Origin of the sequence: Amycolatopsis albidoflavus (genome assembly GCF_039525725.1) — a bacterium.
Classification (GTDB): Bacteria; Actinomycetota; Actinomycetes; order Mycobacteriales; family Pseudonocardiaceae; genus Amycolatopsis; species Amycolatopsis albidoflava.
The window spans coordinates 340,828-366,556 of record NZ_BAAAHV010000021.1 but is presented as its reverse complement, the minus strand read 5'-3'; the positions used below and the strand labels follow the sequence as shown (position 1 = coordinate 366,556).

At 70.1% G+C, this 25,729-nt stretch carries 21 protein-coding genes; 10 read left to right on the top strand and 11 right to left on the bottom strand.

Features of this window, described 5'->3' with window-relative positions:
* Positions 1-3 precede the first annotated feature (3 nt).
* On the bottom strand, positions 4-906 hold the full coding sequence (locus tag ABD156_RS32340) for a hypothetical protein (protein ID WP_344282537.1): 903 nt from the start codon (positions 904-906) through the stop codon (positions 4-6).
* Positions 907-1,128: 222 nt separating this feature from the next.
* Between ABD156_RS32340 and ABD156_RS32335 the strand changes: the two genes are divergently transcribed.
* Complete coding sequence (locus tag ABD156_RS32335; protein WP_344282534.1) at positions 1,129-1,791, top strand: DUF1707 SHOCT-like domain-containing protein; 663 nt, start codon at positions 1,129-1,131, stop codon at positions 1,789-1,791.
* A 55-nt stretch (positions 1,792-1,846) separates the two neighbouring features.
* Here the strand turns inward: ABD156_RS32335 and ptsP are convergent, their stop codons facing one another.
* From ptsP to ABD156_RS32320, 3 genes are read right to left on the bottom strand one after another with little or no spacing between them, the layout of a single operon-like run.
* Positions 1,847-3,523, bottom strand: coding sequence for a phosphoenolpyruvate--protein phosphotransferase (gene ptsP, locus ABD156_RS32330; RefSeq protein WP_344282531.1), 1,677 nt, complete (start codon positions 3,521-3,523; stop codon positions 1,847-1,849).
* Positions 3,516-4,247, bottom strand: a complete 732-nt coding sequence (locus ABD156_RS32325) for a hypothetical protein (protein WP_344282528.1) — start codon at positions 4,245-4,247, stop codon at positions 3,516-3,518. Before ABD156_RS32325 ends, ptsP begins: the two co-directional genes overlap by 8 nt.
* A gap of 28 nt (positions 4,248-4,275) precedes the next feature.
* A complete protein-coding gene (locus ABD156_RS32320; protein WP_344282525.1) occupies positions 4,276-5,148 on the bottom strand; it encodes a ribokinase in 873 nt (290 codons plus the stop codon).
* Positions 5,149-5,489: 341 nt separating this feature from the next.
* Here ABD156_RS32320 and ABD156_RS32315 point away from each other — a divergent pair, with 341 nt between their 5' ends.
* A complete protein-coding gene (locus tag ABD156_RS32315) occupies positions 5,490-6,227 on the top strand; it encodes a TetR/AcrR family transcriptional regulator (protein WP_344282522.1) in 738 nt (245 codons plus the stop codon).
* On the opposite strand, the gene ABD156_RS32310 is transcribed toward ABD156_RS32315, so the two are convergent.
* On the bottom strand, positions 6,224-6,961 hold the full coding sequence (locus ABD156_RS32310) for a 3-oxoacyl-ACP reductase family protein (RefSeq protein WP_344282519.1): 738 nt from the start codon (positions 6,959-6,961) through the stop codon (positions 6,224-6,226). The genes ABD156_RS32315 and ABD156_RS32310 overlap by 4 nt on opposite strands.
* Before the next feature lie 153 nt (positions 6,962-7,114).
* Here ABD156_RS32310 and ABD156_RS32305 point away from each other — a divergent pair, with 153 nt between their 5' ends.
* Both ABD156_RS32305 and ABD156_RS32300 read left to right on the top strand, forming a co-directional pair.
* On the top strand, positions 7,115-7,990 hold the full coding sequence (locus tag ABD156_RS32305) for an ABC transporter ATP-binding protein (protein WP_344282517.1): 876 nt from the start codon (positions 7,115-7,117) through the stop codon (positions 7,988-7,990).
* Entirely contained in the window at positions 7,987-8,754 is a 768-nt protein-coding gene (locus ABD156_RS32300) for a hypothetical protein (RefSeq protein ID WP_344282514.1), read from the top strand. Before ABD156_RS32305 ends, ABD156_RS32300 begins: the two co-directional genes overlap by 4 nt.
* A gap of 7 nt (positions 8,755-8,761) precedes the next feature.
* On the opposite strand, the gene ABD156_RS32295 is transcribed toward ABD156_RS32300, so the two are convergent.
* The 3 genes from ABD156_RS32295 to ABD156_RS32285 all read right to left on the bottom strand — a co-directional run bounded on the left by ABD156_RS32295 (position 8,762) and on the right by ABD156_RS32285 (position 13,681).
* Positions 8,762-9,400, bottom strand: a complete 639-nt coding sequence (locus ABD156_RS32295) for a hypothetical protein (RefSeq protein ID WP_344282510.1) — start codon at positions 9,398-9,400, stop codon at positions 8,762-8,764.
* Between the two features lie 51 nt (positions 9,401-9,451).
* Positions 9,452-12,352 carry a leucine--tRNA ligase gene (gene leuS / locus ABD156_RS32290; protein ID WP_344282507.1) on the bottom strand — a complete coding sequence of 967 codons (2,901 nt, stop codon included), beginning with the start codon at positions 12,350-12,352 and terminating at the stop codon, positions 9,452-9,454.
* Between the two features lie 159 nt (positions 12,353-12,511).
* Complete coding sequence (locus ABD156_RS32285) at positions 12,512-13,681, bottom strand: esterase-like activity of phytase family protein (RefSeq protein ID WP_344282504.1); 1,170 nt, start codon at positions 13,679-13,681, stop codon at positions 12,512-12,514.
* A 65-nt stretch (positions 13,682-13,746) separates the two neighbouring features.
* Here ABD156_RS32285 and ABD156_RS32280 point away from each other — a divergent pair, with 65 nt between their 5' ends.
* Entirely contained in the window at positions 13,747-14,166 is a 420-nt protein-coding gene (locus tag ABD156_RS32280) for an SdpI family protein (protein ID WP_344282501.1), read from the top strand.
* Here ABD156_RS32280 and ABD156_RS32275 read toward each other — a convergent pair.
* Positions 14,163-14,744, bottom strand: coding sequence for a YqgE/AlgH family protein (locus ABD156_RS32275; RefSeq protein WP_037809108.1), 582 nt, complete (start codon positions 14,742-14,744; stop codon positions 14,163-14,165). The two genes, ABD156_RS32280 and ABD156_RS32275, sit on opposite strands and share 4 nt — an antisense overlap.
* Before the next feature lie 1,463 nt (positions 14,745-16,207).
* On the opposite strand from ABD156_RS32275, the gene ABD156_RS32270 reads away from it, so the two are divergent.
* The 5 genes from ABD156_RS32270 (at position 16,208) to ABD156_RS32250 (ending at position 23,538) form a co-directional block, all read left to right on the top strand.
* Positions 16,208-17,518, top strand: a complete 1,311-nt coding sequence (locus tag ABD156_RS32270; RefSeq protein WP_344282496.1) for an MFS transporter — start codon at positions 16,208-16,210, stop codon at positions 17,516-17,518.
* An 80-nt stretch (positions 17,519-17,598) separates the two neighbouring features.
* Positions 17,599-17,901 (top strand): hypothetical protein, encoded by a 303-nt coding sequence (locus ABD156_RS32265; RefSeq protein WP_344282493.1) that lies wholly within the window; start codon positions 17,599-17,601, stop codon positions 17,899-17,901.
* Positions 17,902-17,921: 20 nt separating this feature from the next.
* Positions 17,922-19,292: a TNT domain-containing protein gene (locus ABD156_RS32260; protein WP_377926018.1), complete on the top strand. Its 1,371-nt coding sequence runs from the start codon at positions 17,922-17,924 to the stop codon at positions 19,290-19,292.
* Positions 19,293-21,521: an ADP-ribosylglycohydrolase family protein gene (locus ABD156_RS32255; RefSeq protein ID WP_344282487.1), complete on the top strand. Its 2,229-nt coding sequence runs from the start codon at positions 19,293-19,295 to the stop codon at positions 21,519-21,521.
* 124 nt (positions 21,522-21,645) lie between these two features.
* Positions 21,646-23,538 carry a TNT domain-containing protein gene (locus ABD156_RS32250; RefSeq protein ID WP_344282484.1) on the top strand — a complete coding sequence of 631 codons (1,893 nt, stop codon included), beginning with the start codon at positions 21,646-21,648 and terminating at the stop codon, positions 23,536-23,538.
* On the opposite strand, the gene ABD156_RS32245 is transcribed toward ABD156_RS32250, so the two are convergent.
* Both ABD156_RS32245 and ABD156_RS32240 read right to left on the bottom strand, forming a co-directional pair.
* Positions 23,524-24,357, bottom strand: coding sequence for a class I SAM-dependent methyltransferase (locus ABD156_RS32245; protein WP_344282481.1), 834 nt, complete (start codon positions 24,355-24,357; stop codon positions 23,524-23,526). The genes ABD156_RS32250 and ABD156_RS32245 overlap by 15 nt on opposite strands.
* Complete coding sequence (locus ABD156_RS32240) at positions 24,342-25,667, bottom strand: sensor histidine kinase (protein ID WP_344282478.1); 1,326 nt, start codon at positions 25,665-25,667, stop codon at positions 24,342-24,344. The genes ABD156_RS32245 and ABD156_RS32240 overlap by 16 nt, the downstream gene beginning before the upstream one ends.
* Positions 25,668-25,729: the final 62 nt, after the last annotated feature.

The window sequence follows — 25,729 nt, the reverse complement described above, 5'->3', positions numbered from 1 at the left end:
ACGTCAGGAAGTCGCGACGCCGGCGGCCTGCTGCGCCGCGGAGAGTTTCGCCTTCCCCAGCCGCCAAGCCGGTTCGCCCGGATGCCACGCCGCGACCACCCCGTCGTCCACGACCAGGTCGCCGGCCCCGGTCCACTCCAGGCCGGAATGCTTCAGGTTCTCCGTCGAGTACGGCATCGACGGAGCCTGCTGCCAGGTGCCGTCGGTCAGGTTCAACAGCCACAGGTCCCGGGTCTGCGTGCTGGTCCCGGCGAACGACGGGGTGCCGAAATCGACCACGGCCAGGGTGCCGTCCCGGCTGGGCAGCACGTACGGATTGGGCTGCGGCACCGGCAGGGTCACCGGTTTCCGCGCTCCGTCGCGCAGGTTGAGCACGGTGAGGTCGGTGAGTCCGCCGAGAAGGAGCCGGTCGCCTGCCGCAGCGAGGATTCGCGGCGATTGCTGCACGGTACGCCCGGTTTCCGGGTCGATCAGGACGTCGACCGTCTCCGCGGTGCCGCCGCCGACGGTGATCAGCAACCCGTGCGATGTCTCCACCCGGACCACCGTGCGGCACGCCGCCACCGTGCCCCGGCCGAAGGAGACGCCGGTGAGCGCGACGTGTTCCAGCCGGCAGAGGTCCGGGCCGTCCTGGCGGATCAGCCACACGCTGGTGCCGTCCGCGCCCGGTGCCGCACTCACCGCTTTGCCGAGCGACCGCGGGGCCGAAAGTCCCAGGTAGACAAACACTTCGGCCGGATCGCAGGTGGCCTGCGAGCAGATCGGCGCGGTCAGCACGACCGGGGTGTGGCCGACGCGCAGCACCGAGACCGCCCGCTCCCCGCCCGGAACGCCGGGCAGGGTTCCGCGCACGCCCGAATCGGAGTCGAACACTGTCGGCGGCGACGTGGCCAGCAGCAGCTCCACGCCGATGCCGCCGGTCGCGACGCCGCCGTCGAGGCCGGTCGGTGGGGGCGTGGTCGGGGTCGGGCGTGCCGACGAGGTGACCGGCGCGGGTGCGGGAACCCCGCTCGTGCAGGCGGTCAGCAGGCAGCAGGCCGCGACCAGGGCGACCGTCGCGCGGGATACGGGTCCGTTCAGGGTTTTTCCCCGATCTGCCAGCGGAAATCGAGTTCTACCATCGAAGCCATGGCCGAGGAAGAGACGATCGCCGCGCAGCCCGCGACCGAGACCAAGCCGTTGACCGAGCGCGACATCCGGGTGTCCGACGACGAGCGCGAACACGTGGTCGGAGTGCTGCAGAAGGCGATCGGGCAGGGGATGCTCACCCTCGACGAGTTCACCGAACGCACCGACCAGGCGCTCGCGGCCCGCACCCGCGGCGAGCTCAACACCGTCCTCGCCGACCTGCCCGGGCTGGTCCACCCCGGCGCTGCCCCGCAGTACGCGCCGCTGCCCGAGCCGCCCGGCTACGGGCCGAACTACGGGCTGGGCAGGCGGCTCGAACTCAACGCCAAGTACTCGTCACTGCAGCGCAGCGGCCCGTGGCAGGTCCCGGCCGCGATGGTGGTGCGCAACAAGTACGGCAGCACCAAGCTCGACTTCACCGAAGCCCGCGTCGCCACCCCGGTCGTGCAGATCGAACTCGACTCGAAGTGGGGTTCGGTCGAGCTGATCATCCCGCAGCACGCGGCGGTGGACTACAACTCGATCACCGAGATCAAGTTCGGCTCGCTCGACGACAAGACCGGCAGCAACGGCCGCGCGGGCACCCCGCGCTACGTGCTGACCGGCCGCGTCCACGGAGGCTCGCTGGTCATCCGCCACCCTCGGCGGGGCATCTTCGGCTGACCAGCGTCCGGCGCCGGATCCGGTACCCCATCTCTCTCCCGGGTCCGGCGTCCCCTTATGCCGAGACCGCGTCCGCGACGGCTTTGCGGGCCGCGGCCGGATCGGCGGTGGCGAGCGCCGCCGCCGCGATCTCGTGCGCCCGCTCCCGCGACACCGTCGCCAGGCTCGCGCCGACCGCGCGGACCGCCGGGGCGTTCATCGACAGACTGGTCAGGCCGAGCCCGGCCAGCACCAGCGCGAGCCGCGGGTCGGCCGCCGCCTCGCCGCACACGCCCGCCGGTTTGCCGGTCGCTTCCGCCGCGTCGCCGATCAGCTTCAGCAGGCGCAGCAAACCGGGCTGCCACGGGTCGTTCAGCTTCGCGACCGCACCGAGCTGGCGGTCCGCGGCGAAGGTGTACTGGGCCAGGTCGTTGGTGCCGACGGACACGAAATCGACCACGCCGAGAATCTCCTGCGCCAAAACCGCGGCGGCGGGAATCTCGATCATCACGCCCGCGCGCGCGATCCCGGCGGCGCGCACGCGCTCGGCGAACCAGGCGGCTTCCTCGACGGTGCCGACCATCGGGGCCATCACCGAAACCTCCGCGCCGGAATCCTCCGCCGCGCCCGCGATGGCTTCGAGCTGCCGGTCGAGCACCTCCGGCCGGTCGAACGCGATCCGCAGGCCGCGGACGCCGAGCGCCGGGTTGGGCTCGTCGTCCGGGGACAGGAACGCGAGCGGTTTGTCCGCGCCCGCGTCCAGCGTGCGCACGATGACCGGCTTGCCGCGGAACGGCGAAAGCACTGCGGCATAAGCTTTTCGCTGCTCTTCGACGGACGGCTCGGCCGGCGCGTCGAGGTAGCAGAATTCGGTGCGGAACAGTCCGACGCCCTCGGCCCCCGCGTCCGCGGCGGCCTGCGCGTCGGCCGGGGAGCCGACGTTGCCGTACACCTTCACCCGGTGCCCGTCGGACAGCTCGCCGACGCCGTTCCATTCGGCCGGGCCGGAAGCGGCGGCGGTGACGATCGGCGCGGACGGGTCGACCGCTTCGATCACGCCGGTGTCGCCGTCGACCGACAGCGCCTTCGCGTCGGAGGCCAGCAGCCCGCGCACCGCGACGACCGCCGGAATTCCCAGCGCCCGCGCGAGAATCGCGGTGTGGCTCGTCGGGCCGCCCTCTTCGGTGACCAGCGCGAGCACCTTCGCCGGGTCGAGCCCCGCGGTGTCGGCCGGCGCGAGGTCGCGGGCGACGAGCACGCTCGGCGACGTCAGCTCGGGCACCCCGGGCGGGGCGACGCCGAGCAGTTCGGCGACGAGCCGGTCGCGCACGTCACGGACGTCGCGGACCCGCTCGGCCATGTATCCGCCGGCGGCCGCCAATGCGTCGGCGAAGCCTTCGGCGGCCTGGTAGACGGCGCGGGCCGCGGGTAGGTTCCGCGCCGTCACCAGCTGTTGAGCCTGAGCGGCGAGCGCCGGGTCGGCGGCCATCGCGGCGGTGGTGATGAGGATCGTCGCGGCCTCGCCGGTCGCGGCCTCGGCCTGCGCTTCCAGCCGCGCGGCGACCGCCTGCGCGGCGGGCTCGATCCGGGCCGCCTCCGCCGCCGGGTCCTCCGGCGCGGGCGTGCTGGCGGGTTCCCCGAGCGGCTCGGCGACCCGCACGACGGGTCCGCTCGCGCGTCCGGGGCTCACCGCGACCCCGGTCAGCGAGGAAGCGACAGCGGACTCGGCCGGAGCGGCGGCACTCTCAGACATGGTCTAGACCATAGCTCACGTAGACGGCGATCTCCCGGGGCGCCGCACCCGTTTCCCGATTTCGCACCCGTTCGACCACCGGACGCACCTCCTCGTGCCACCACGCGCCGGCCAGTTCCGCGCGGTCGCGCAGCACCCGGCCCCGCAAAGTCTGCCGGAAACCCCACGCCTCCGCCGAGTCCGCGAGCCGGAACCAGTCGGCGGGATCGTCCAGCCACAGGTCGGTCCGGTCGGCGTCAGCCAGCGGGACGCGCTCCAGGAACATCCGTTCGGCCCGCTTCGACGGCAGATCCGCCAGCGTCAGGCAGCGCATCGCGAACGCGACTGTGCAGACCGACCGCACTTCGGCGAGGACCGCGTCCGCACCGCGCGCCCTGGCCAGCGCGATCCGGTGGTGCCCGTCTTCCACGAAGTACATGTCGCCCAGCCGCACGAGCCGCACCGGCGGAAGCTCCCCGACGGCGTCGGCGATCGCCCGCCAACGCTCCCGCAGCGCGCGGTTGCGGGGCCGGAACAGTCGGTCGAAATCCTCGGCACGCGCGAGCGACCCCACCACTCCGTCGACCGGGACCTTGCGGAGCCCCTCGTAGGTTTCCGCCGTCCGCCCCAGCGCGGCGAGCGTCTCGTCGAGCGGCATCAACGCGAGCGGATCACGCGCTGCCGCAATCCTCCGCAACCGGGTCGCGTACCCCTGCCACCACGCTGAACCGAACGAATCGCCCACGTGAGCCACAACACGGCCCGGGCGCGGCTCATTCCAGCTCGGCGGCCGTCGGATACGACGGCTGAGCACCATGCCGGGTCACCGTCACCGCGGCGACTTTCACTGCTCGCTCGGCGGCTTCGACCAGGTCAGCGCCATCGGCAAGGGCCGCGGCCAGCGCACCGGCGAACGCGTCGCCCGCGCCCGTCGTGTCGACCGCTTCCACCTTCGGCGACTCGACGGTTGTCGACTTGTCGCCCTCAATCACCGCCGCACCCTTGGCCCCGAGCGTGACCACGGCCGCGCGCGGGCCGAGTTCGAGCAGTTTGCGTGGGTCAGCGTCTTCCGAGCCGAGCAGGTAGGCGGCCTCGTGCTCGTTGACCAGCAGGACGTCCAGCGCGGCCAGAGTTTCCGGCGACACCTCGGCCGCCGGCGAGAGGTTCAGCAGCACGCGCACGCCGTTCTCGCGCGCCCGAACCACCGCGCGTTCGATCGTCGGCAGCGGCACTTCCAGCGAGGCGACGAGCACCCGGACGCCGTCCAGCGCCTCGTCGGTGATGTCGCCGGGTTCCAGCGCGGAGTTCGCGCCAGGGGAGACGAGGATTGAGTTTTCCCCGTCCGGAGTCACGGTGATGTAGGCGATTCCGGTAGGCCGATCAACAGTACGAACGAATTGCGTATCGACACCCGCATTGGACAACGAATCCCGCAGCAATCGACCATAGGGATCGTCGCCGACCGCCCCGAGCAACGCGACGTCCGCGCCGAGTTTTCCCGCCGCGACCGCGGTATTCGCGCCCTTGCCGCCGGGAGACAACGCGGTGTCGCCGCCCAGTACCGTCTCGCCACCGCCGGGACGACGGTCGACCGGCACCACCAAATCGGCATTCGCGGACCCGACTACCAGCACCGCAGCACTCATGCCGCCACTCTGCCATGACCCGTCCTTTCCGCCATCTGTGCCCGAAAGTGAAAGCGTTTGTAACTTTCTCGGCGCTCAGTGCGACAATCAGGCGGAACAGCGTCTGGCCGTCACTCGATCGGGGGATCCGTATCCCCCAGGCGTCACTTCTGCGGCGGCCTTCGCTCTTCTTCGAGCGTCACTGGCCTTGAGCCGATGACGTTGCCCCGACCGGAAGCGCACCGGAGAGGGCATCGGGTCGCCGGCGCCGATCACGTAGCCCCCCGAGTGATCGGCGTCGGCACCGACCCGATTCGCGCGCCAGCGCCTGAATCGGTGTCCAGACCACCTAGACTGCCCGAATGAGCAGCCCCACACGCAGGGGTCGCGCGCGAGCGGCTACCGAATCGGACATCCGCCGGACCGCGCGGAAACTGCTGGTAGGCCAAGGCCCGGAAGCCGTGACGCTGCGGGCCATCGCCCGGGAGCTGGGGATCACCGCACCGGCCCTGTACCGCTACTACGAATCCCGCGACGACCTGCTGGAGAACCTCCGCCTCGACGTCTGCACCGACCTCGCCGCCGAACTCGCCGAGGACATCGCGGAACTGAAGGACGAGGGCCTGCTGCAGCTGTTCCAGATCTGCAAAGGCTTCCGCCGCTGGGCGCTGACCCACACCAAGGAATTCACGCTGGTGTTCGCGTCGCCGACCGGGGCCACCGGCACCGCGACCGGCAGCGCGCTGCGCAGGCTGGACGAGCCGTTCGGCAAGATCTTCCTCGCCGCGGCGGGCCACGTGCTCGCCCAGCACGACCTGGTCATGCCGCCGAACGACGTGGTCCCGCCCGAACTCCGCGACGACCTCACCGCGTTCCAGGAAGACCTGCTGACGGTGCTCAAGGAATCCGGGCGGGAAATCCCGCCGGAGAAGCTGGACCTCGGGCTCACCTACCTGATGATCACCTTCTGGGCGCGGCTCTACGGCCACGTGACCCTCGAGGTGTTCGGCAACTACCCGATCCCGGTGTCCAAGCCGGACGTGCTGTTCGAGGCCATGCTCACCGACCTCGCCCGCGACGTCGGCCTCTACTCCGATTAGGCCGCGTGGCCGCCGTCGACCGAGATGGTCGAGCCGGTCACGTACGCGCTGGCCGGCGAGGCGAGGAAGGCCACCGTGTCGGCCACTTCCGCGGGCTTGCCGTACCGGCCGGCCGCGGTCATCGACGCCTGGTCCGCGGCGTACGGGCCGTCGGCCGGGTTCATTTCGGTGTCGGTCGGCCCCGGGTGCACCAGGTTCACCGTCACGCCGTTCGCGGCCAGTTCGCGGGCCAGCGCCTTGGTCAGCCCGACCATCGCGGACTTGCTGACCGCGTACAGCACCATCCCCGGTCCCGGCACGCGGTCGGTCACGCAGCTGCCGATCGTGATCACCCGGCCGCCTTCGCCGAGGTGCTTGGCCGCCGCCTTCGTCGCTGCCAAAACCCCGCGCACGTTCACCGCGAGCACGCGGTCGACGTCGTCCATCCCGGTCTGCTCCAGCGGCCCGACGAAACCGACGCCCGCGTTGTTGACCAGCACGTCCAGCCGCCCGAACTCGGCGACCGCCGCTTCCACCGCCGCTTCGACCGCGGCCGTATCGGCGTTGTCCGCGCCCACGGCGAGCGCACGCCGCCCGAGCGCCTTGATCCGGTCGACCACTTCGGCCGCTTGCTCGGCGTTCACCGCGTAGGTGAGCACCACATCCGCCCCAGCCTCGGCGAGCCGCAGTGCCGTCGCCGCACCGATTCCGCGGCTCCCACCAGTCACCAGCGCCACTTTGCCGTCGAGGTTCATGTCCGTCCTTTCCGTTTGTTTCGCTTTCAACCATCGAAGCGCCGGACGACGGGCGAAGCTGGCGTCTTTCGGCCGTGGCGGTTCGATTCCGCACCCGGGCGGCCACAGCGTGTGACAAACTCCTGCCAGCGGGAAAACGGGGAGGGGGACGGGTTGCTGCACGTCCAAGAGCTGGTGAAGGTCTACAGCCAACGTCGCGTGGTCGACACTGTGTCGTTCAGCCTGCGGCCGGGCACGGTGACCGCGTTCCTCGGACCGAACGGCGCCGGGAAATCAACCACGCTGCGGATGATCTGCGGCCTGACCACGCCGACGTCCGGCACCGCGACCATCGCCGGCCGCCGCTTCGGCGAATGGCCCAATCCGGCGCACGTCGCGGGCGTGCTGCTCGACGCGTCCGCCGTGCACCCCGGGCGCACCGGCAGGCATCACCTGCGCAACGCCGCGAAACTGATGCGGCTGCCCGCCGCCCGGGTGGACCAGGTGCTCGGGCAGGTCGGCCTCTCCGACGCGGCGAACCGGCGGATCGGCAAGTACAGCCTCGGCATGCGGCAGCGGCTCGGCATCGCGCAGGCGCTGCTGTGCGATCCGCCGGTGCTGATCCTCGACGAACCGATCAACGGCCTCGATCCGGACGGCATCCGCTCCACCAGGCAGTTGCTGCGCGGGTACGCCCAGCGCGGCGGCACCGTGCTGCTGTCCAGCCACGTGCTGTCCGAAGTGGACCAGACCGCGGACCGCGTGGTGATGATCGGCCAGGGCCGCGTCGTCGCCGACGGTCCGCTGGAGAGCTTCGCCGGACCGGCCCGCACGCTCATCCGCACCACCGACCTGCCCCGGCTGACCTCCGCGCTGAGCCAGGCCAGGCTCGAACTGCGCCAGACCAGCGTGGACGGGGTGTCCGTCGCCGCCCCGATGAAACAGGTGTCCGACCTCGCGTTCGGCGCCCGCGTGCAGGTGCTGGAGCTGCGCGAGGAACAGCAGAATCTGGAAGAGCTTTTCTTCCGGCTCACCGGAGGAGCCCGATGATCCCGGCACAGGCGCCCGCGTGGCAGGCCCCGGCGCAGCGGCGCGCGTCGTTCGGCACCGTGGTGGGCGTCGAGTTGCGGAAGATGACCGCGACGGTGGCGGACAAGATCCTGGTGATCTCGGCGCCGATCCTGTTGGTGGCGTTGTCGTTGCTGTTCTTGCAGGGCGGACTGCGCGACTACACGCTCGACAAGCAGCTGCTGCCGGTGTTCCTCACGATCCGGCTCGGCGCGGTGCTGATGAACGTCGTCCTCGTGAAGCTGATCGCCGCGGAATGGCATTACCGCAGCGCGCAGCCGACCCTGCTCGCCCAGCCGTCGCGGCTGCGCTACGTGCTCGCGCAGGCCACCATCGCGATCGGGGTCTGGCTGGTCACCTCCGGGCTGAACCTGCTGATGACCTTCACCTACTACCGCAACCAGCTCGACGGATACGACACCCAGTTCCTGCTCGACGCCCGGCCGGGCGCGATGGTCGCGACGATTCTGCTCGGCGGGTTCTGCATGACCCTGCTCGCGGTCACCATCGGCTGGCTGATCCCCAACACCGCCGGATCGATCACCGCCTACGTCCTGCTGTCGCTGCTGTTCGTGTTCCTGCAGAGCGGCATCGACTACGCGGGATGGGTCGATCCGGCCGAACCCGCGCGGCAGCTCGCGGGGATCGCCAAGCACGGACCGGTCGCGCTGGCCACGTCGCTGGTGGTGTGGATCGGCCTCGCCGGGGTCGCGATCTGGCGGGCGGGCACGCGGGAAGCGGCGTGACCGCGGGTCAGCCGGCCAGCGAGCCGCCGCCGGGGTCGACCGTGTTCAGGTAGTCCTCGGCGGCCTTCTGCGCGTCCGGGCAGAACTGCTGAGCGGTCTGGCGATCGACGTCGAGATTGTCGCCGGGGACCGGTCCGCGGCCCGCTTCGGTGCCGACCCGGACGGTGACGACCTGCAGCGAACCGGTGTTCACCGCCACCACGCAGCCGTATCCCTGGAGCTGGGAAACCGCGTAATAGCGATCCAGCACCAGCATCCGGCGGAAGTGGTAGACGCTGTAGTCGTAGACCTTCCACCAGCCGGGCCACGGCTCCGGGATGCGCTGGTCCGGGTCCATCGAGCCGATCTCGACCTGCGTGCCCGCCGACCGTTTCAGGACGCAGGCCTTGGCATACGGGTTGTACATCGGCGAACTGCCGCCGAGGGAGGCCAGCAACTGCGGGTTCTTTTCGAGCTGTGAACAGTCGCCAGGGAACAGCTTCGGGCGGCTCGTGATGACCGGCAGCGTGTCGTAAGCGATCGAATCCGCCGGCAGCCGCGGCGCGGGTTTCCCCGGCGGCGGAGCGGGCGCGACGGCGCACCCGGAAAGCACTGCCGCCACTGCGACAATGCTCGCCGTTACCGCGGTGATCGCTCGGTTACGCACGGAAAGCACAGTACCGGCCCGGGATCGGCTCCCGGGCCGGAACGAGCTTTTTCAGAGCACGATGTTGACCAGCCGGCCCGGCACCACGATCACCTTGCGCGGCGTCTTGTCGCCGACCAGCGCGGCGATCTTCTCGTCCGCCAGCGCGGTCGCCTGCACCGCGTCGTTCTTCGCGTCCGCGGGCACGGTGATCCGCGAGCGGACCTTGCCGTTGACCTGGATCGGGTACTCGACCGAGTCCTCGACCAGGTACTTCTCGTCCACGACCGGGAACGGCCCGTGCACCAGCGAGTCCGCGTGGCCCATCCGGTGCCACAGCTCCTCGGCGACGTGCGGGGCCAGCGGAGCCAGCAGCAGCACCAGCGGTTCGGCGACCTCGCGCGGGGTTCCGGCAGCCGAGCCGTAAACCTTGGTCAGGTGGTTGTTCAGCTCGATCAGCTTCGCGCCGGCGGTGTTGAACCGCATCTCCGCGTAGTCCTCGCGGACCCCGGCGATGGTGCGATGCACCAGCTTCCGGTCCGCCTCGGTCGCCTCGTCCGCCGAGACCCGCAGTTCGCCGGTCTGCTCGTCGACCAGCAGCCGCCACAGCCGCTGCAGGAACCGGTGCGCGCCGACGACGTCCTTGGTCGCCCACGGCCGCGACATGTCCAGCGGACCCATCGACATCTCGTACACGCGGAAGGTGTCCGCGCCGTAGGTGTCCGACATTTCGTCCGGCGTCACGGCGTTCTTCAGGCTCTTGCCCATCTTGCCGTATTCCTGCTTGACCTCTTCGTCGCCGAAGAAGAACTTGCCGTCGCGCTCGACGACGTCCTCAGCAGGCACGTACACACCGCGCTTGTCGGTGTAGGCGAACGCCTCGATGTAGCCCTGGTTGAACAGGCGGCGGTACGGCTCCTTCGAGGAGACGTGGCCCAAGTCGTACAGCACCTTGTGCCAGAAGCGGGAGTACAGCAGGTGCAGCACCGCGTGCTCGACGCCGCCGACGTACAGGTCGACGCCGCCCGGGTCGTCCCCGCCGTGCTCGGCCGGGCGCGGGCCCAGCCAGTACGCCTCGTTCTCCGGCGCGCAGAACACGTCCTCGCTCGACGGGTCGACGTAGCGCAGCTGGTACCAGCAGGAACCGGCCCACTGCGGCATGACGTTGGTGTCGCGGCGGTACTTCTTCGGCCCGTCGCCCAGGTCCAGGGTGACCTCGACCCAGTCCTTCGCGCGCGACAGCGGCGGCGACGGCTCGGAATCGGCATCGTCCGGGTCGAAGGTCTTCGGCGAGTAGTCGTCGACCTCCGGCAGCACGACCGGCAACTGGTCCTCGGGCAGCGCGATCGGCAGGTTGTTCTCGTCGTAGACGATCGGGAACGGCTCGCCCCAGTAGCGCTGGCGGGCGAACAGCCAGTCGCGCAGCTTGTACTGCACGGTGCCCTCGCCCGCGCCGCGGTCCTCCAGCCAGGCGATGATCGTCTTCTTGGCGTCGGCGACGCCCATGCCGTTCAGGTCGACGGTGTCGTTGGCGGAGTTGATCGCCGGGCCGTCTCCGGTGAACGCCTCGCCCTCGAAGCCCTCGCCGGGGTCGACCGTGCGGACGATCTCCAGCTCGAACTTCTTCGCGAAGTCGTAGTCGCGCTGGTCCTGTGCGGGCACCGCCATGATCGCGCCGGTGCCGTAGCCCATCAGCACGTAGTCGCCGACGAAGACCGGGATTTCCTTGCCGTTGACCGGGTTCACCGCGTAGCTGCCGGTGAAGACGCCGGTCTTCTCCTTGTTCTCCTGCCGGTCCAGATCGGACTTGCGGGAGGCGGCGGCCCGGTAGGCGGCGATGGCCTCGGCGGGCGTCTTCGCGCCGCCGGTCCAGCTCTCCGGGTGCTCGCCCGGCCACTGCGCCGCGGTCAGCTTCTCGACCAGCGGGTGCTCCGGCGCGATCACCATGTAGGTGGCGCCGAACAGGGTGTCCGGACGGGTGGTGAAGACCTCGATCTTCTCGGTCTTTTCCGGCGAGCCCGCGGCGAACGAGACGCGCGCGCCCTGCGAGCGGCCGACCCAGTTGCGCTGCATGGACTTGACCTTGTCCGGCCAGTCCAGCAGGTCCAGGTCGTCGACCAGGCGGTCGGCGTACGCGGTGATCCGCATCATCCACTGGCGCAGGCTCTTGCGGAACACCGGGAAGTTGCCGCGATCGCTGCGGCCGTCCGCGGTCACCTCCTCGTTCGCGACGACGGTGCCCAGGCCGGGAGCCCAGTTCACCGGAGCCTCGGAGATGTAGACCAGCCGGTGGTCGTCGATGATCTTGCGCTGCTCGACGGTGCTCAGCTCGACCCACGGACGGCCGTCCGGCGTCGCGCGCTCGCCCGCGGCGTACGCCTTCTCCAGCTCCTCGATCGGCCGCGCCTTGCGGGCGTCCTCGTCGTAGTAGGAGTTGAAGATCTGCAGGAAGATCCACTGGGTCCACTTGTAGTAGTCCGGGTCGATCGTCTCGATCGACCGGCGCTCGTCGTGGCCCAGTCCCAGCCGCTTCAGCTGGCGGCGCATGGTGGCGATGTTCTGCTCGGTCGTGGTGCGCGGGTGCGTGCCGGTCTGCACCGCGTACTGCTCGGCCGGCAGGCCGAACGCGTCGTAACCCAGCGTGTGCAGCACGTTCCGGCCGATCATCCGGTGATACCGCGCGTAGACGTCGGTGCCGATGTAGCCCAGCGGGTGCCCGACGTGCAGGCCGGAGCCGGACGGGTACGGGAACATGTCCTGCACGAACAGCTTGTCCGAGGGCACCGGCTCGCGCGGGTCGGCGAGCGGGCCGACCGGGTTCGGCGCGTGGTAGGTGCCGTGGTCGGACCAGTGGTCCTGCCAGCGCTGCTCGATCTGCCCGGCCAGCTCCGCGGTGTAGCGGAACGGCGGGGCGTGCTCAGCGTCCGCGGCACTCTTCGCCGCGACCCCGGTGGCCTCGTCAGACCCTGTCATCGCCGTCTTCCTCCGTGTCGAGCCACTCCCAGAAACAACTCGACCCCCCAAGCCAGAAGGCATGAGGGGTCGCCGCGCCGAGCCGGTCATCGGACCAGGTCAGCGCGGCAGGCCAAGGAGCAGCCGAGCCGTGTTCATGCACTCATCGTAACGCGCTGGTCAAAGCCGTTCCGACGGGACCGCCAAAGCGACGACCTGGGTCACCTGCGACGCGGAGAAGTTGTTGTCGCTCACGAGCAGCAGGCTGCGCTCCCCGGACGGCAGCGCCGGACCCCAGGTCATCCCCTCGATGTTGTCCACAGTGGACAGCGGGAGGTCGGAAAGGTCGGCCAGCAGCCGCTTCTTCACCGGCTTGACGTGCTTGGCGGCAGTCAGCGACGGGGTGTTGAGGACGTTCGTCGCGCCGGTGGTGTCAACCTCGAAGATGCGCACCTTGTTGCCGACACCGGTAACGAAGGACCGCTCCATCATCAGGAACTTCGTCGGATCCGCCTGGTTCACCGCGAGCATCGAGGAGACGCCGGTGTCGGCGAACCCAGTGGCGGGCTTCGGCTCGGCGAAAAGCTTCTCCTGCGGGTACGCGTACTGCGCCAGCACTGGCCCGAACCGGCTCTGCAGGGTGATCCGCGACAACGCGCCCGACGTCGGCGTGGGCGGCGGACCGTCCTGCAGCAGCGGGGCCTCGACCTCGCTGGCCAGCAGCGTGCCGAACCCGGTGTAGGCGAGGCCTTCGAGGACGTAATTTCGGCGCGGACCGGCGTCCGGCGTCATCCGCTCGTTGGCGGGCAACGGCAGGTCGCGGAGGTAGTGCCCGTCGCGGGTGGCTTCGCGGATCGACGGCTGGATCAGATGCTGGTCAGCGAGCCGGTCGCCTTCCTGCGACCAGACGTAATGGCCGGTCCACGGGTCGACGCGCAGTTCCTCGGGGTCGATCGTCTGCTCGTTCTGGGGAGCGGCCGGGTCGTTCTTCGCGAGCGGCGGGTACGGCGTGCCGTCCGGGCGCAGCAGCGGATGCGTACCGGTGAAGGTGACCGGTCCCACACCCTTGGCGCTGACGTCGAACTTCGCGGTGTAGAAGCGGGCCGGGTTGATCGCGGACCGGTCGTCGCTGATGAAGACGTATCCGCCGGTGCGCGGATCGAAGTCGATCGACGACAACCCGCCGACCGTCGTGCCCTGGAACTGCAGGTTGTGCGGCACCCGCTGCTCGCCGAGCAGCCGGACCGGCCGCGGCGCGGCGTCCGCGGCGTCGCTGGTTCCGGGGATGAGCAAGGACAGCGTGACGATCCCGGCGGCGGCGAGCAGCCGGTGTCGCGTGGACGAAGACATGGCCCGTAGCACAGCCGACGAGGGTATCCGGGACATGGCCGCGAGGTCACGCTTATCCTCAAGAGGTGTTCGCTATCGCGCTCGTCCCGATCGTCCTTGGTGTCGTCGTCGGCTGGGGTGGTTTCCTCGGCGTGCGCGGACGGCTGAGCAGGGAAGGCGGGGCCGGAGTCCGGACCGAAGCCTCGATGCGCAGCGAAGAGGCCTTCAAGCTCGCCAACCGGGTCGCCGGAATCCCGACCCTCGCCGGCGGCGCCGCCGCGGTCGTCTGCGGACTCGCCGGCCTCGCGATCCCCGCCACGGCCGGCCTGGTGGCCGCCGCGATCGTCGGACTGCTCGGCCTGCTGGTGATGGTGGTCGCCGGAGCCCGGATGGGCGCCCGAGCCGCCCTGACCGTGCCCGCTCCGGTGCAGGCCCCGGCCGGCTGCAGCGGCTGCGCGTGCGGCGCTGGCGGCTGCGGAGTCCTGCAGAAGTCCAGCGAGGCTTAATTCCGCTGCAAATCGCCGGGGTGAGTGGCCAGCAACGCGAGCGGCACCCCCTGGCGACGCAGCACCTGACCCCACAGGTCACGGCTGGGCGGCGCGAGAATGTCGCTGGGCAGAGCGGGAACGATCACCCAGTCCTCGCGCTCGATCTCACCCGCGAGCTGCCCTGAGTCCCATCCGGCGTAGCCCGCGAACACGCGCACCCCACGCACCTTGGGCACGAGCACTTCCGGATCGCTGTCCAGATCGACCAGCGCGACCGGCCCCCGCACCGCGACCACACCCGGGACGCTGGAAGCGGTCTCCCCAGTCCGCAACGCGGCGAGACAAAGCGCGGTCTTCTTGTCCACCGGCCCGCCGACAAAGACCGACTGAGGTTCGGCGACGTGCGCGCCCCACCCCGGCAGGACGTCATTCACCGGAACATCGGACGGCCGGTTCAAGACCACCCCGAGCGTGCCCTCCGCCCGATGATCGATCACGAACACCACGGTCCGCTTGAAGTTCGGGTCGAACATCGTGGGTGCGGCGACCAGGAGCGTTCCCGGTTCAACCTCGGCGTCCGCTGGCACGCCACCCATGATCCCATCACCCGCCACGGGAAATCCTCCCGGCACGGGAACACCAGCACCACGCGCCCCGTTGAGAACAGTGAGCCGGCGCACTCGTGTCCCCCGGGCTCACTGAAGAACCGCCTTTGCGGAATACCGGTCCGGCCGGAGCCGCACTGCGCCAAGCCGCCGAGAGGCGAAACGAGTGCGCCGGTGTTCTCTCCTCCTGTTCGGTGCTTCGCACCTTCCCTCTGCCACCGGCGCCGAGTACCCGGGGGGCCGAGCCCCCCGGACCCCCGCGGTGCCTTCGGTGCGGTTTTCGGGGTGGTCGGGGGCGGAGCCCCCTTTGGCTTCCTGGGTGGCTGGGTTTCGTTGAGGGGTGCGGTTTTGTTGTTGGCTGGTTGCTGGGGTGGGGTGGGTTGCTGAGGGTTTGTTGGCTTTTGTGTTGTTTTTTCTGGTGGGAGTGGTGGCGCGGTTGGTGCGGTGGGGTCGCAGCTCGTTCAATAGGGCCGGGGCGTAGGTCGCTCGATGGCGCCGGGTCGCAGCTCGCTCAGTGACACCGGGTCGCAGCTCGCTCAGTGGCACCGGGGCGCAGGTCGCTCGATAGCGCCGGGTGGCAGCTCGTTCGACGGTGCGAAGCCGCCCTCGCTCCGGTGCCACAGGCCGCCAACCGTTCGACGGTGCAAAGGGCGGTGGCCCGTTCGAGGCGGGCAGGTTGTGTTTCTTGCTCTTTGCGTTCTGCGGTCGGGGGTTTTGTTCTGGTTGTGACTTGCGCGCGGAGCGTGCGGGAGCGTTGTTTTGTTTCCTGCTGTGCAACTCTTCGCCTGCCGGTGCCCGATGCTCTGTTTCCTGCGCTGCGGGCCTCGTGAGCTTCAGTCGCCCGCGTGCCTCTGGGTTTGCGGCGTACGTCCTTCCTGCGGGGCGCACTTCCGGCGCCCCACTCGCCCCGCTCGTCCTTCCTGCAGGGCGCACTTCCGGCGCTCCACTCACCGCGCGCATCCTTCCCGCGGGGCGCACTTCCGGCACTCCACTCACCGCGCGCATCCTCCCTGCGGGGCGCAGTTCCTGCGCTCCACTCACCACGTCACCCCGCGTCCTTGTCTGCGGGGCGGGCTTCCTGCGCATCGTTCGCCGGCGTCCGTCAGGTCTGCGGTGCTTGGTCCGTAGGGCCTTCCCGGCGCGTCGGTGGGTCCCCCGCCTGGTGCTCCCTGCGTCGTTCTTTCGGCGTTGGGGGGCGTGGTCTGGTCGATTGCGTTCAGATGCGCTGAGTTCCGGGGGTTTCGCTCTCGTGGAGACCTGTCTCTGTTTGGCCCCAGTTTCGGAGGTGTTCTTGCCTTGGTCAGGTGCGGTGTCGTTGGGGCTGCGGGGCTGTTCGGCGTGGTCGCGGGGTTTCTTGGGCGGGCGTGTTGGGGCTCCGTTTGTGGGTGGCAGCTTCGGGGTTGGGGTGTCTCATTTTTGGGGGTTTTGTCGGGGGGTCTCGGTAGGGTTGCGGGGTGAAGGTGGGGGAGCGGCGGCTGGGTTGGCAGCTGGTTCGGGATCCGTTGTTTCGGCGGTTGCTGTTCACGCGGTTCGCGGCGCAGTGGGGGGACGGCGTTTTCCGGGCCGGGTTGGCTGGGGCCGTTTTGTTCAATCCGGAGCGGGCGACGGATCCGCTGGCCATTGCGGAGGGGTTTGCGGCGCTGCTGCTCCCGTATTCGCTGGTGGGGCCGTTCGCGGGGGCGTTGCTCGATCGGTGGGACCGGCGGCGGGTGCTCGTGTTCGCGAATCTCCTGCGGGCCGTGGCGATCGTGGCGTCGGTTTTCGCGGTGGGGGCCGGGGTCGGCGGGATCGGGTTGTTTTCGCTCGCGTTGCTGGCTGAGGGGATCAGCCGGTTCATCGGGTCTGGGTTGTCGGCCGCGCTGCCGCACATCGTGGAGCCCAAGGCAGTCGTTTCCGCGAACGCGGTGGCGGCGACGCTCGGGTCGGCGATCGCGGTCGTCGGGGGCGGGTGCGCGATCGGGTTGCGGGCGGTGTTCGGGTCTGGCGACATCGGCTCGGCGGAGACCACGGCGTTCGCGGCGGTCGGGGCGTTGGTGTCGGCCTTCCTCGCGCATCGGTTCGCGAAGGGCGTCCTGGGGCCGACGGTCGTGGACGAGCCGACCAACCCCGTGGTGGCGGTGGCGCGGGGGCTCGCGGACGGGGCCCGGCACGCGTGGCGGGCGCCCAGCGTCATGGCCGGGTTCGTGGCGTTGTTCGCGCATCGCGCCGCGTACGGGATTTCGTTGCTGGTCAGCGTGCTGCTGATGCGCAATTACTTCACTGACGACGGGATCTTCCGAGCAGGGCTGCCTGGGCTTGGACAGCTGGTCGCGTGCGCGGGAGCGGGAATTCTCGTCGCGGGACTGGTGACGGCGAGGCTGATCCGCTCGCTGGGGCGGGTTCGGACGGTTCTGGGGTCGCTGCTCATCTCAGCGGTCACCCAGGCCGCGCTCGGGTTGCCGATGCTGCTGCCGTTGGCGGTGGTCGCGTCGTTCCTGATCATGGGGACCGGCCAGGTGCTGCGGCTGTCCGTCGATTCCTCGGTACAGCTCGATGTCGCGGACGAGGCTCGCGGACGCGTCTTCGCGCTCTACGACACCCTGTTCAACATCACCCAGGTAGTCGCCGTCTCGATCGCGGCGGCCTTCGTCAAGGACAACGGGTACTCGCCGGAGCTGATGGTCGTCGCGACCGCGCTCTATCTGCTGGGCGGGGCCGGATATCTGCTGGCCCGCCGACGGCGCGGCGATTCGCTGCCGCAAACCGTTGAAGCCAAACGGGGGTAGTAACTCACCGTCTGGCATTAGGGTGACTTGTGACCCGGTCGAGTTAATCTCGGCACGCGCAACCGACACGAGGGGCCACCGTGAGCACCATCGGCGACGACCGTGCCCGTCTCGACGCCGCTCCAGCTGTCCTGACCTCGCCGGACGGACTGGTCCGGGCGACCGCCGGGCCGGCCGGCACGCTCGGCCGGCTCGAGTTCGCCCCGGATGCCTTCGAGCGGACAACGCCCGCACAGCTCGCGTTGACCGTCCAGGCGCTCGTCCAGCACCTGGCCGACGCACCCGAACCGCAGCACGCCTCCTCGATGCCTGCTCCGCGGCCGACTCCGCGCCGCGTCCGCCCGCGCGGAACCGTTCCGCAGAACCGCCGTCGCGGGTCCTGATGTCGTCCGCTCCGGACGAAATGATTCACGTGGAACCAACGAGTACCGGTCAGCAGGCGCTCGTCGAGATCGGTCGGCTGATCAAGGCGAACCGGGCCGATGGGGACGCGGCGGCCGGGATCGGATTCGCCCAGCTCGGCGACCATTTCGAGGTGCAGGCGCGCAATACCGTCGCCGGCACGGAGGTCGTCCAGCGGCTTACCGCGTTGCGGGCTGAGATGTATCAAGAGGGCCGGGGCACCTGGGTTCAGGCGCGTTACGTGCTCACCCCGGACGGCGCGTTCGACTTCGACTATTTCACCGACGGCGAGCCCCCGTGGACGACGCCGCCAGATTCGGCCGCCTACCTCGCCGAACTCGCCATCTTCCCCCGCGACGACGAGCACCTGCCCGACTGGTGGCGGCTGCACGTCGGACTCCCGCTCGGCGTCGAATTCCGGCACGCCGCCGCCGGAACCGGCGAACCGCTGTCGGAGGAAGAACTGCCGCTCGTCCTTCGATACCTCGAACGCGAGGCCGAGGTCGGCGAAAATCACCGCACCGACGGCACCTGGATTTGGCCGGTCGAAGTGGCCGAGCAGCTGAGAGAACACGGCACAGCGCCCGAACCGGAGCTCCTCCAGCACATCCGTGACCTGGGCTTTCACCCGCCGTACGTCGAGCATCTGGTGCGCCGCACCGCGGAAGCCGATCTTTTCGGGAAGCCTCGTCCGCGACCGACTCCGGACGACCTCCAGCGGACCGCGGCAGACATCGCGGCCGAGCGGGAAACCAACCCGGACCCGGTCCTGTCCGACGCCGAACTGCTGACCCACCTCAGCCGCCGGCTCGAGTCCTTCGGCGTGTGGCGCGACGTCCGCTGTCTCGGTGGCCGAGAGGCCGGAAAATGGAGCCTCTACCAGGTCAAAGCCGGGTGGGCGGTCGTCGCGCCGGACGGCCGCGAACAGACCTTCGCCCGCCTCGAAGACGCCGCTCAGCAGCTGCTCGGCGCACTGCTGCTGCATCCCGCCCGCGCGACCGGCGGCCGCGAAACCCCGCTGGAAACCGCGCGGGAGGTCGCCGACTGGCCGGTCCAGCCCGTCCCGGGTGACCCTCCCCTCACGCTGCTGCGGAACAAGAGACTCACTCGGTTGGCGGAAGGTACCGTCGTCCTGCGATTCGGTGAAGAACCCGGCAACCTGGTCCACCACCAGGCGGTACGGTTCGCGACGACGTCCCTGCCACTCGAACGGGAGCGCATGACCAGCACTTTTCGCCTCCGAAGATCACTCCGCGTGATCACCGGGGTGACGGTGCCCTGGGCGAACCTTCCCGGCGGCGCGGTGGCGTACGTCTTGCCCAAGCCGATCGCGGAGCACGAGTCCGACGGAAGCCTGGAGAGGATCGAGTAGGTGGAAGCGGCGGAAGCGGTGGACAAGGTCGGGAAGTGGTTGCGCGCCGTGCACGGCCCCGAGGTCTCCGGGCCGGGCGGCCTCCGGGTCGACCACGACCGCGTGCTGCGGGTCCCCGAAGGCTGGTCGATTCCCTACAACACCGTCGCCTTCCTCGACGACGGCCGTCCGGACAAGGAACTCTTCCCCGCTCCGTCGGTGCTCGTGCGCGAGCCGGACGGCGAACTGCGCCAGGCGCATCCGCATCCGGGCGGGCTCAGCACCCCGGTCGCGTACCCGGGCCAGGAGAGCTGGCGCGAGGTCGTCGACCCGGAGTACGCGAAGGCCGGGCTGGGCGAGCTCGGTGTGCCGCTGCCTGCGGTCGCGGGCTGGGTCAAGGTCGACAACGACGGCCACCAGACCGGTGACGAACGGGAGAACCCCGAGTACAAGGCCGGTCCGATCCGCCGCGGCTACCCGAAGCCGGAAAATCCGCTGGAAACCCTCCTCGCTTTCGCGAGCGTCGGCTGGCTCTCGCGCGAACAGCTGCTGATCGGCCTGTTGCGCTGCGAAGTCTTCGTGCCGTTCGATCTCAAAACCGGCGCGACCGACCGTTTCTACTTCTCCGAGGAACGCAACGAGCTGCGCGTCTTCAGCTCGACCCGGCATCTGCCCGCCCGCGAACACGCCTGGTGGCGGGTCGACTTAGCGACACTCGCCGAGTTCGAGCACCCGCCGAACCTGGTGATCAACGGCGGTCCGGCGACGTTCGAGGACGTCGCGGGCGCCGAGCTGACCGCGATCGCGAAGCGGTTCCCCCGGCACGAGCCTCGGGTCGACGAGAACGGCCGCTGCCCGGAGATCGAAGAAAACCTGGAGAAGTTCGCCGTCGAAACCGCCGCCCGGATCGGGCTGGAGAAGCCGGTCGACGTGCCGAAGGCGGCCGCGGAACGCGCGCGGCGGCACGGGTTCGAGCTGACCGCAGACGAATGCCGCAAGACCGTTCTCGGCCGGTCGTGGCTGCGCCGCTTCGAACAGCCGGAGCCGAGCCGTTCGCGGCCGAACGACTTGCGCGCCAACGGTCTCGTGCCGTCCTGGGACAACGAGGGCCGGATGGTCCCGAAGCTCGACACGTTCGGCAAATACCCCGAGACGAGCCTGGAGAACTTCCGCTACGGCTGGCAGCGGGTGGTCGGCGCGTGGGTCGGGTTCGCGCTCGGCGAGGCGCTCGGATCGGCCGTCGACCGGATGCGGCTGGACGAGATCGTCTCGACCTACGGTCCGGACGGCGTCCGCGAACTGCCGCTCGCGTTCGATCAGCCGGGCCGGATCGGCTCGATGACGCAGCGGCTGCTTTTCCTCACCGAGGCGGTGATCCGCAGCCCGCATCGCGAACAGCCGGAATCGCGCGACGTCGAGAAGCTGTTCCCCGGCGTGGTGCGCGGAGCGCTGGGCCGCTGGCTGCACACGCAGGGCGCGGCGATCCAGAACGCCGACGGTTTCCTGGTCAAGGTGCCCGAACTGCACGCCCGCCGCGCCATCGACGACGCCGAGCTCAACGCGTACCACGCGCTGGTCACCGGCGATCCGCAAGCCGCGCCGCTGTCCGGCCCGGCCGCGCTGGTCGGTTCGCTGCCCGCGGTGCTGACCGCGGCCGGTCCGGGCACCGGGTTCAGCGGCGGCATCGGCCAGGTCGTGCGCGATCTGGCCGGCGTGACGCACCAGCCGGACGACGTGGCTGCCTCTACGTACCTGGCGTGGGTGTTCGAAAAGGCGCTCACGAAAGATTCGTTCAGCTATCCGGTGTGGAACCTGTCCCGCGAGGTCCTCGACGAGCACGACGGCCCCGAGTGGGGACCAGTGCGCGACCTGGTCGCCGAGGCAGTGCCGTTCTTCGGCGAACACGGCCTGCCTGACCTGCGGATGCCGGAGCTGATCGGAGACGGGCACAGCACGCTGTCCGTCCTCGGCCGCTCGTTCGCCGCGCTGTCCGGCTTCGAGAACTACCCGGAGCAGGCCATGCTGCGCGCGGTGAACCACTCCGGCCGCAGCGCGCTCACCGGCGCGTTGACCGGTGCGCTGCTCGGCGCGCGGGTGGGCGTTCCCGGGCTGCCCCGAAAGTGGGTCGAGCAGCTCGAACTGCACCACCTGATCGAACAGGTGGCGACCGACGCGCTGTGGCATTTCGACCGCCATTCGGCGCGGAACGCACTCGGCGACGCCTGGGTTCAGCGCTACCCACGGCACTGATCGGTCACCCGAGCAGGTATTTGTGGGCGCATATTCTCCCGTCTCCGGTGACCGATGGTCGGGTCGTGACACGGTCAGATAGGTTCGTTGCGGCTACACGGGGGACTTCGGGGAGGAACCAGACGTGCGGTACCGGGTGGAATCGGGAGAACGCCCAGACGGCCTGTACGCGACGCTCGACGATCGCACTTTCGCGGCACAACGCTCCACCACCGACGGCACGCTGCTGCTGACCGTCATCGGTGACGAGGAAGCGCCCGAAGGCTTCGACCGCGAGCACGAGGGCAAGCCGGCCAGAGTCGTACTCGCGAACGAGGTGCCCGCGACGTTCGACCTGCGCACCTACGTCGAATACGACGACGAACTGTTCGAGGTCGCGCCGGGCGATCAGGCAAATCTGACCCTGCGCTGGACGCGGAACGATCCGGCGCGCGCCGCGCAGCTCGGGCTCACCGATTTCTCGGTGACCGTCCCGGGCAAGCAGCTCACCGGGCTGTGGCTGACCCGGCACGACTACGGCGAGCCGAAGGCCGAGACCGAAGGCGGCGACCAGACGCGGATCCTGCGCGGGATCGGCCGCACGCTGCGCCAGGTGCCCGGCGGATGGTCGCGGGTCGCGGCGCAGTTCCGGCAGGTCGGCGACTACTCCGAGCTGGAGGTCCGCGCGGTCGGCGACGAGAACGGCCCGGTTTCGGTGTCGCTGCCCGGCACGCCGCAGCTGAGCACGCTGTTCACCCAGCTGCGCGCCGCGATGTACCAGCCGGAAAGCGGCACCTGGTTCCAAGGCACCTTCACGCTCGACGCCGATTCGCAGTTCGATTTCGACTTCGACGCCGACCAGGAGCCGGACTGGCGGCTGCCGCCCAACGACGGCGGCGAGCCCGCCCGCGAGTCCTACCTCGTCGAGCTGACCCGTTTCCCGCGTCCGGACAAGCACCTGCCGGACTGGCTCGGCGCGAAGGCCGGGCTCCCGCTGACCGTCGGATTCCGCCAGGCGCGTCCGGTCGACGCGCACAACGAGGGCGAACGGCCCGTGGTGAACCGTCCGCCGGTGCCGCCGGACCAGGTCCGCGGCGTGCTCGACTACCTCTTCCGCTCGCCGGTCGTGCTGCACCGCCCGGTGCCGCAGCCGGACATCTTCGCGCCCGGCGCGCCGCCGGACGTGCCGCAGGCGTTCCACACCGACGGCACCTGGATCTGGCCCGCCGCCGTGCCGCACTACCTGCGCAAATACGGTGTTCCGCCGGAGCCGGAGCTGGTCGAGCACATCCGCGCCGCCGGGTTCCGGCCGCCGATCGTGCGCGATCTGGTCCGCGCGACCGCCGAGGCCGACGTGCTCGGCAAACCGCGCCCGGGACGTACCGAGGCCGATCTTCCGGACGACAGCTCGCTCGCCCGCGCGGTCCGCGGCGAACAGACCCATGCGCTGCGCGGGGCCGAGACTTTAGCGCTGTTGCAGCAACGGCTCGTCGAGCACGGCGTGCCGGCGTCGGCGTACCGGATCGGCGCGGACGAGGTGCCCGCCGAAGGCGTGTGGACGTTGCGCCGCGCGGAAAACGGCTGGGAGGTGTCGCGTCCGCCGGCGGTGGAGCCGGTGGCGTTCGCCAACCTCGCCGACGCGTCCCGGTTCCTCCTCGGCACGCTGCTGATGCTGCCACCGCAGGCTCCGGAGGAATCCGATCAGCCCGCGGACTGGCCGATCCTGCCGATGCGCGGCGAGCCGCCGCTGTCGTTCTTCCGCGGCAAGCGGATCGTCGCGCTGCCCGCCGGCACGACGATCGTCCGGTTCGGTCCCGAGGCCGGGAACCTGGTGCACGCGAATTCGGTGCGGTTCCTCGAAACCTCGCTGACGCCGGACCGCGAACGCGACCGGCACGAGTACCGCGTGCAGCGCACGATCCGGGTGCTGACCGGCGTCACCACGCCGTGGGGCCAGCAGCCCGGCGGAGCCACGGCGTACCTGCTGCCGCGGCCGATCGCGCAGCACTTGGAGCAGGGAACGCTATCCCGGCTGTGAAGCCGTGATCAGCACGGCGGGCGACCACCAGTAGTCCGCGAGCGGTTCCACGGTCACGTCGGCGAACCCGGCGGCTTCGAGCTGCCGGGTCCATTGCGCGGCCGGATGTTCCCAGTTCGTGCGGGCTTTCCCGGCGGCGACGCCGAGCAGGACGGGCAGCAGAAATCCTTGTGCCACCAGGGAAGCCTGCTCGCCGTACTCGGCGACGCCGCGTTCGTACCGCTGCGCGAGCGACTCCAGGTCAGCGGTGTCCGGCACGTCGAATTCGGCCAGCACCAACCGTTCCGTCCGCGGCCGCAACGCGCTCAGCACCTCGGCGCGGGCGGCAGGCTCGATCGACTGCAGCGCGAACGTCGACTGCGTGAGATTCCACGTGGAACCATCCGCGGCGAGAAAGTCCTGTGCGGTCAACGAAAATCGGCGCGCACCAGGGACTTCGACGTCCGCGAGCAGCGCCTCCGACGGCTCCACGAGGTCGATCCGCTCCGGCCGGAACGAGGCCCGCGCCAGCGCCGGTTCGATCGCCAACCCGTCGCCGCACCCCAGATCCAGCAACGCCGCCGGACGCCAGGAGTCGTACCGCGCGGCCAGTTCTTCGCTCAACCGCCGGTACAACTCGACGTTCCCGCCTCCGCGAATGAACGCCGTGAACGCGGCAGGCTGGTCGTACACCGGACCACTCGGCCCCGCCGCGAGATACGCCGCCAGCTCAGCGCCCAACGGCGTCCCAGCCGCGGACGCAAGCGCACCCGCCAGCTCGATGTCGCCGTCCCGATACGCCGCCAGCGCACCGGCCACTCCGCTCACAGCGGCACCCACAACGTCACCCTCGTTCCGCTGCCCGGACTCGATTCGACCAGCGAAGTCCCGCCGACCTCGGACAACCGCGCGGTGATCGACTCGCTGATCCCGAACCCGGCCGGCCGGTCCTGCGGACTGAACCCGGTGCCGTGATCCCGCGTGATCACCGCGATCCCGCCGTTGCGTTCCTCCACGCGCACCACGACCTTGTCCGTCTCCGCGTGCTTCATCGTGTTGCGCATGGCTTCCCGCACCGCGTCGCGGATCGCGATCTGCCGGACCTCCGACAGCGTGTCGTTGTCCAGCTCAGCGATCACCAGTTGCGCGCGGAGACCGTCGCGCGCCATCTCCGCGGCCAGCGCCGCGAGCTTCTCGCCGAGCGGCCGCGCACCTTCCTCGGCCCGCTGCGCGGCGGCGGTCTCGATCGTCTGCCGCAGCTCGATCGCCTGCGCGCGGGCCAGCCGCTGCACTTCGACCAGCCGCTGATCCGAATCGCCGGGACCGCCGAGCGCGATCGCCTCCAGGGTCTGCAGCACCGTGTCATGCAGCATCCGGTGCTGCCGCGCGCGTTCGGCGAGCCGCCCGTTGCGGATCCCGTACGCCAGCGCCAGCCGGATCCCGAGCCCGAGCAGGATCAGCGCGCCGACCGCGGTGAACAGGACGCCGAACATCGTCGGGTACAGCGACGCGGCCTGCTCGAAATCGAACGTGCCGTGGTTGAGCAGATCCGACAGCAGCCGCACCGGCAGGCTGAGCACCGCCAGCCCGATCCCGGACGGGATGCCGACGGCGAGCGTGAGCAGGGCGACGCTGCCAAGCAGGTGTTTGTCCGCGACACCGACTGCGTCGTGGAACACCGCGGGCGACACCGTCGCGCCCATGAACAGCTCAAAGGTGAGCGTGGCCACGAGGTCGACCAGCAGCAGCCGCCCCGCGAGATCGCTGCGGAACGGGGCCCGGCGCATCATCCAGAACAGGCCGAACGCACTCAGCACCACCGAGCACACGGTGACGATCGCGACCGACGCCAGCCCGGGCGATCCGTGCTTGACCGCGTACGAGATGAACGTCGCTGGCACCACCAGCAACCGGTAGACGAGCGGGACCAGCACGACGTACCGGGCCGCCCGCAGCAGCAACCCGTCGCGGTTGCGTTCGTCGACCGGACCGGCCATCCGCGAGATCCGCTGCAACGCGCGCACCGGGGTCGGATCGGCGATCTCGTCGGTCAGCCCGGTCGTCGCCGTGGCCAGCGCGGGCGTGCCGCGGCGCAGCAACATGACGAGAAAGCTGGCACCGCGCCGATCCCCGTCGTGCTGCCGCGTCATCGATCCCCCTGTTCGGTTCAAGAAAGGGAGTATCTCGGCTGCCTGGTCGATGATCCAGAGCC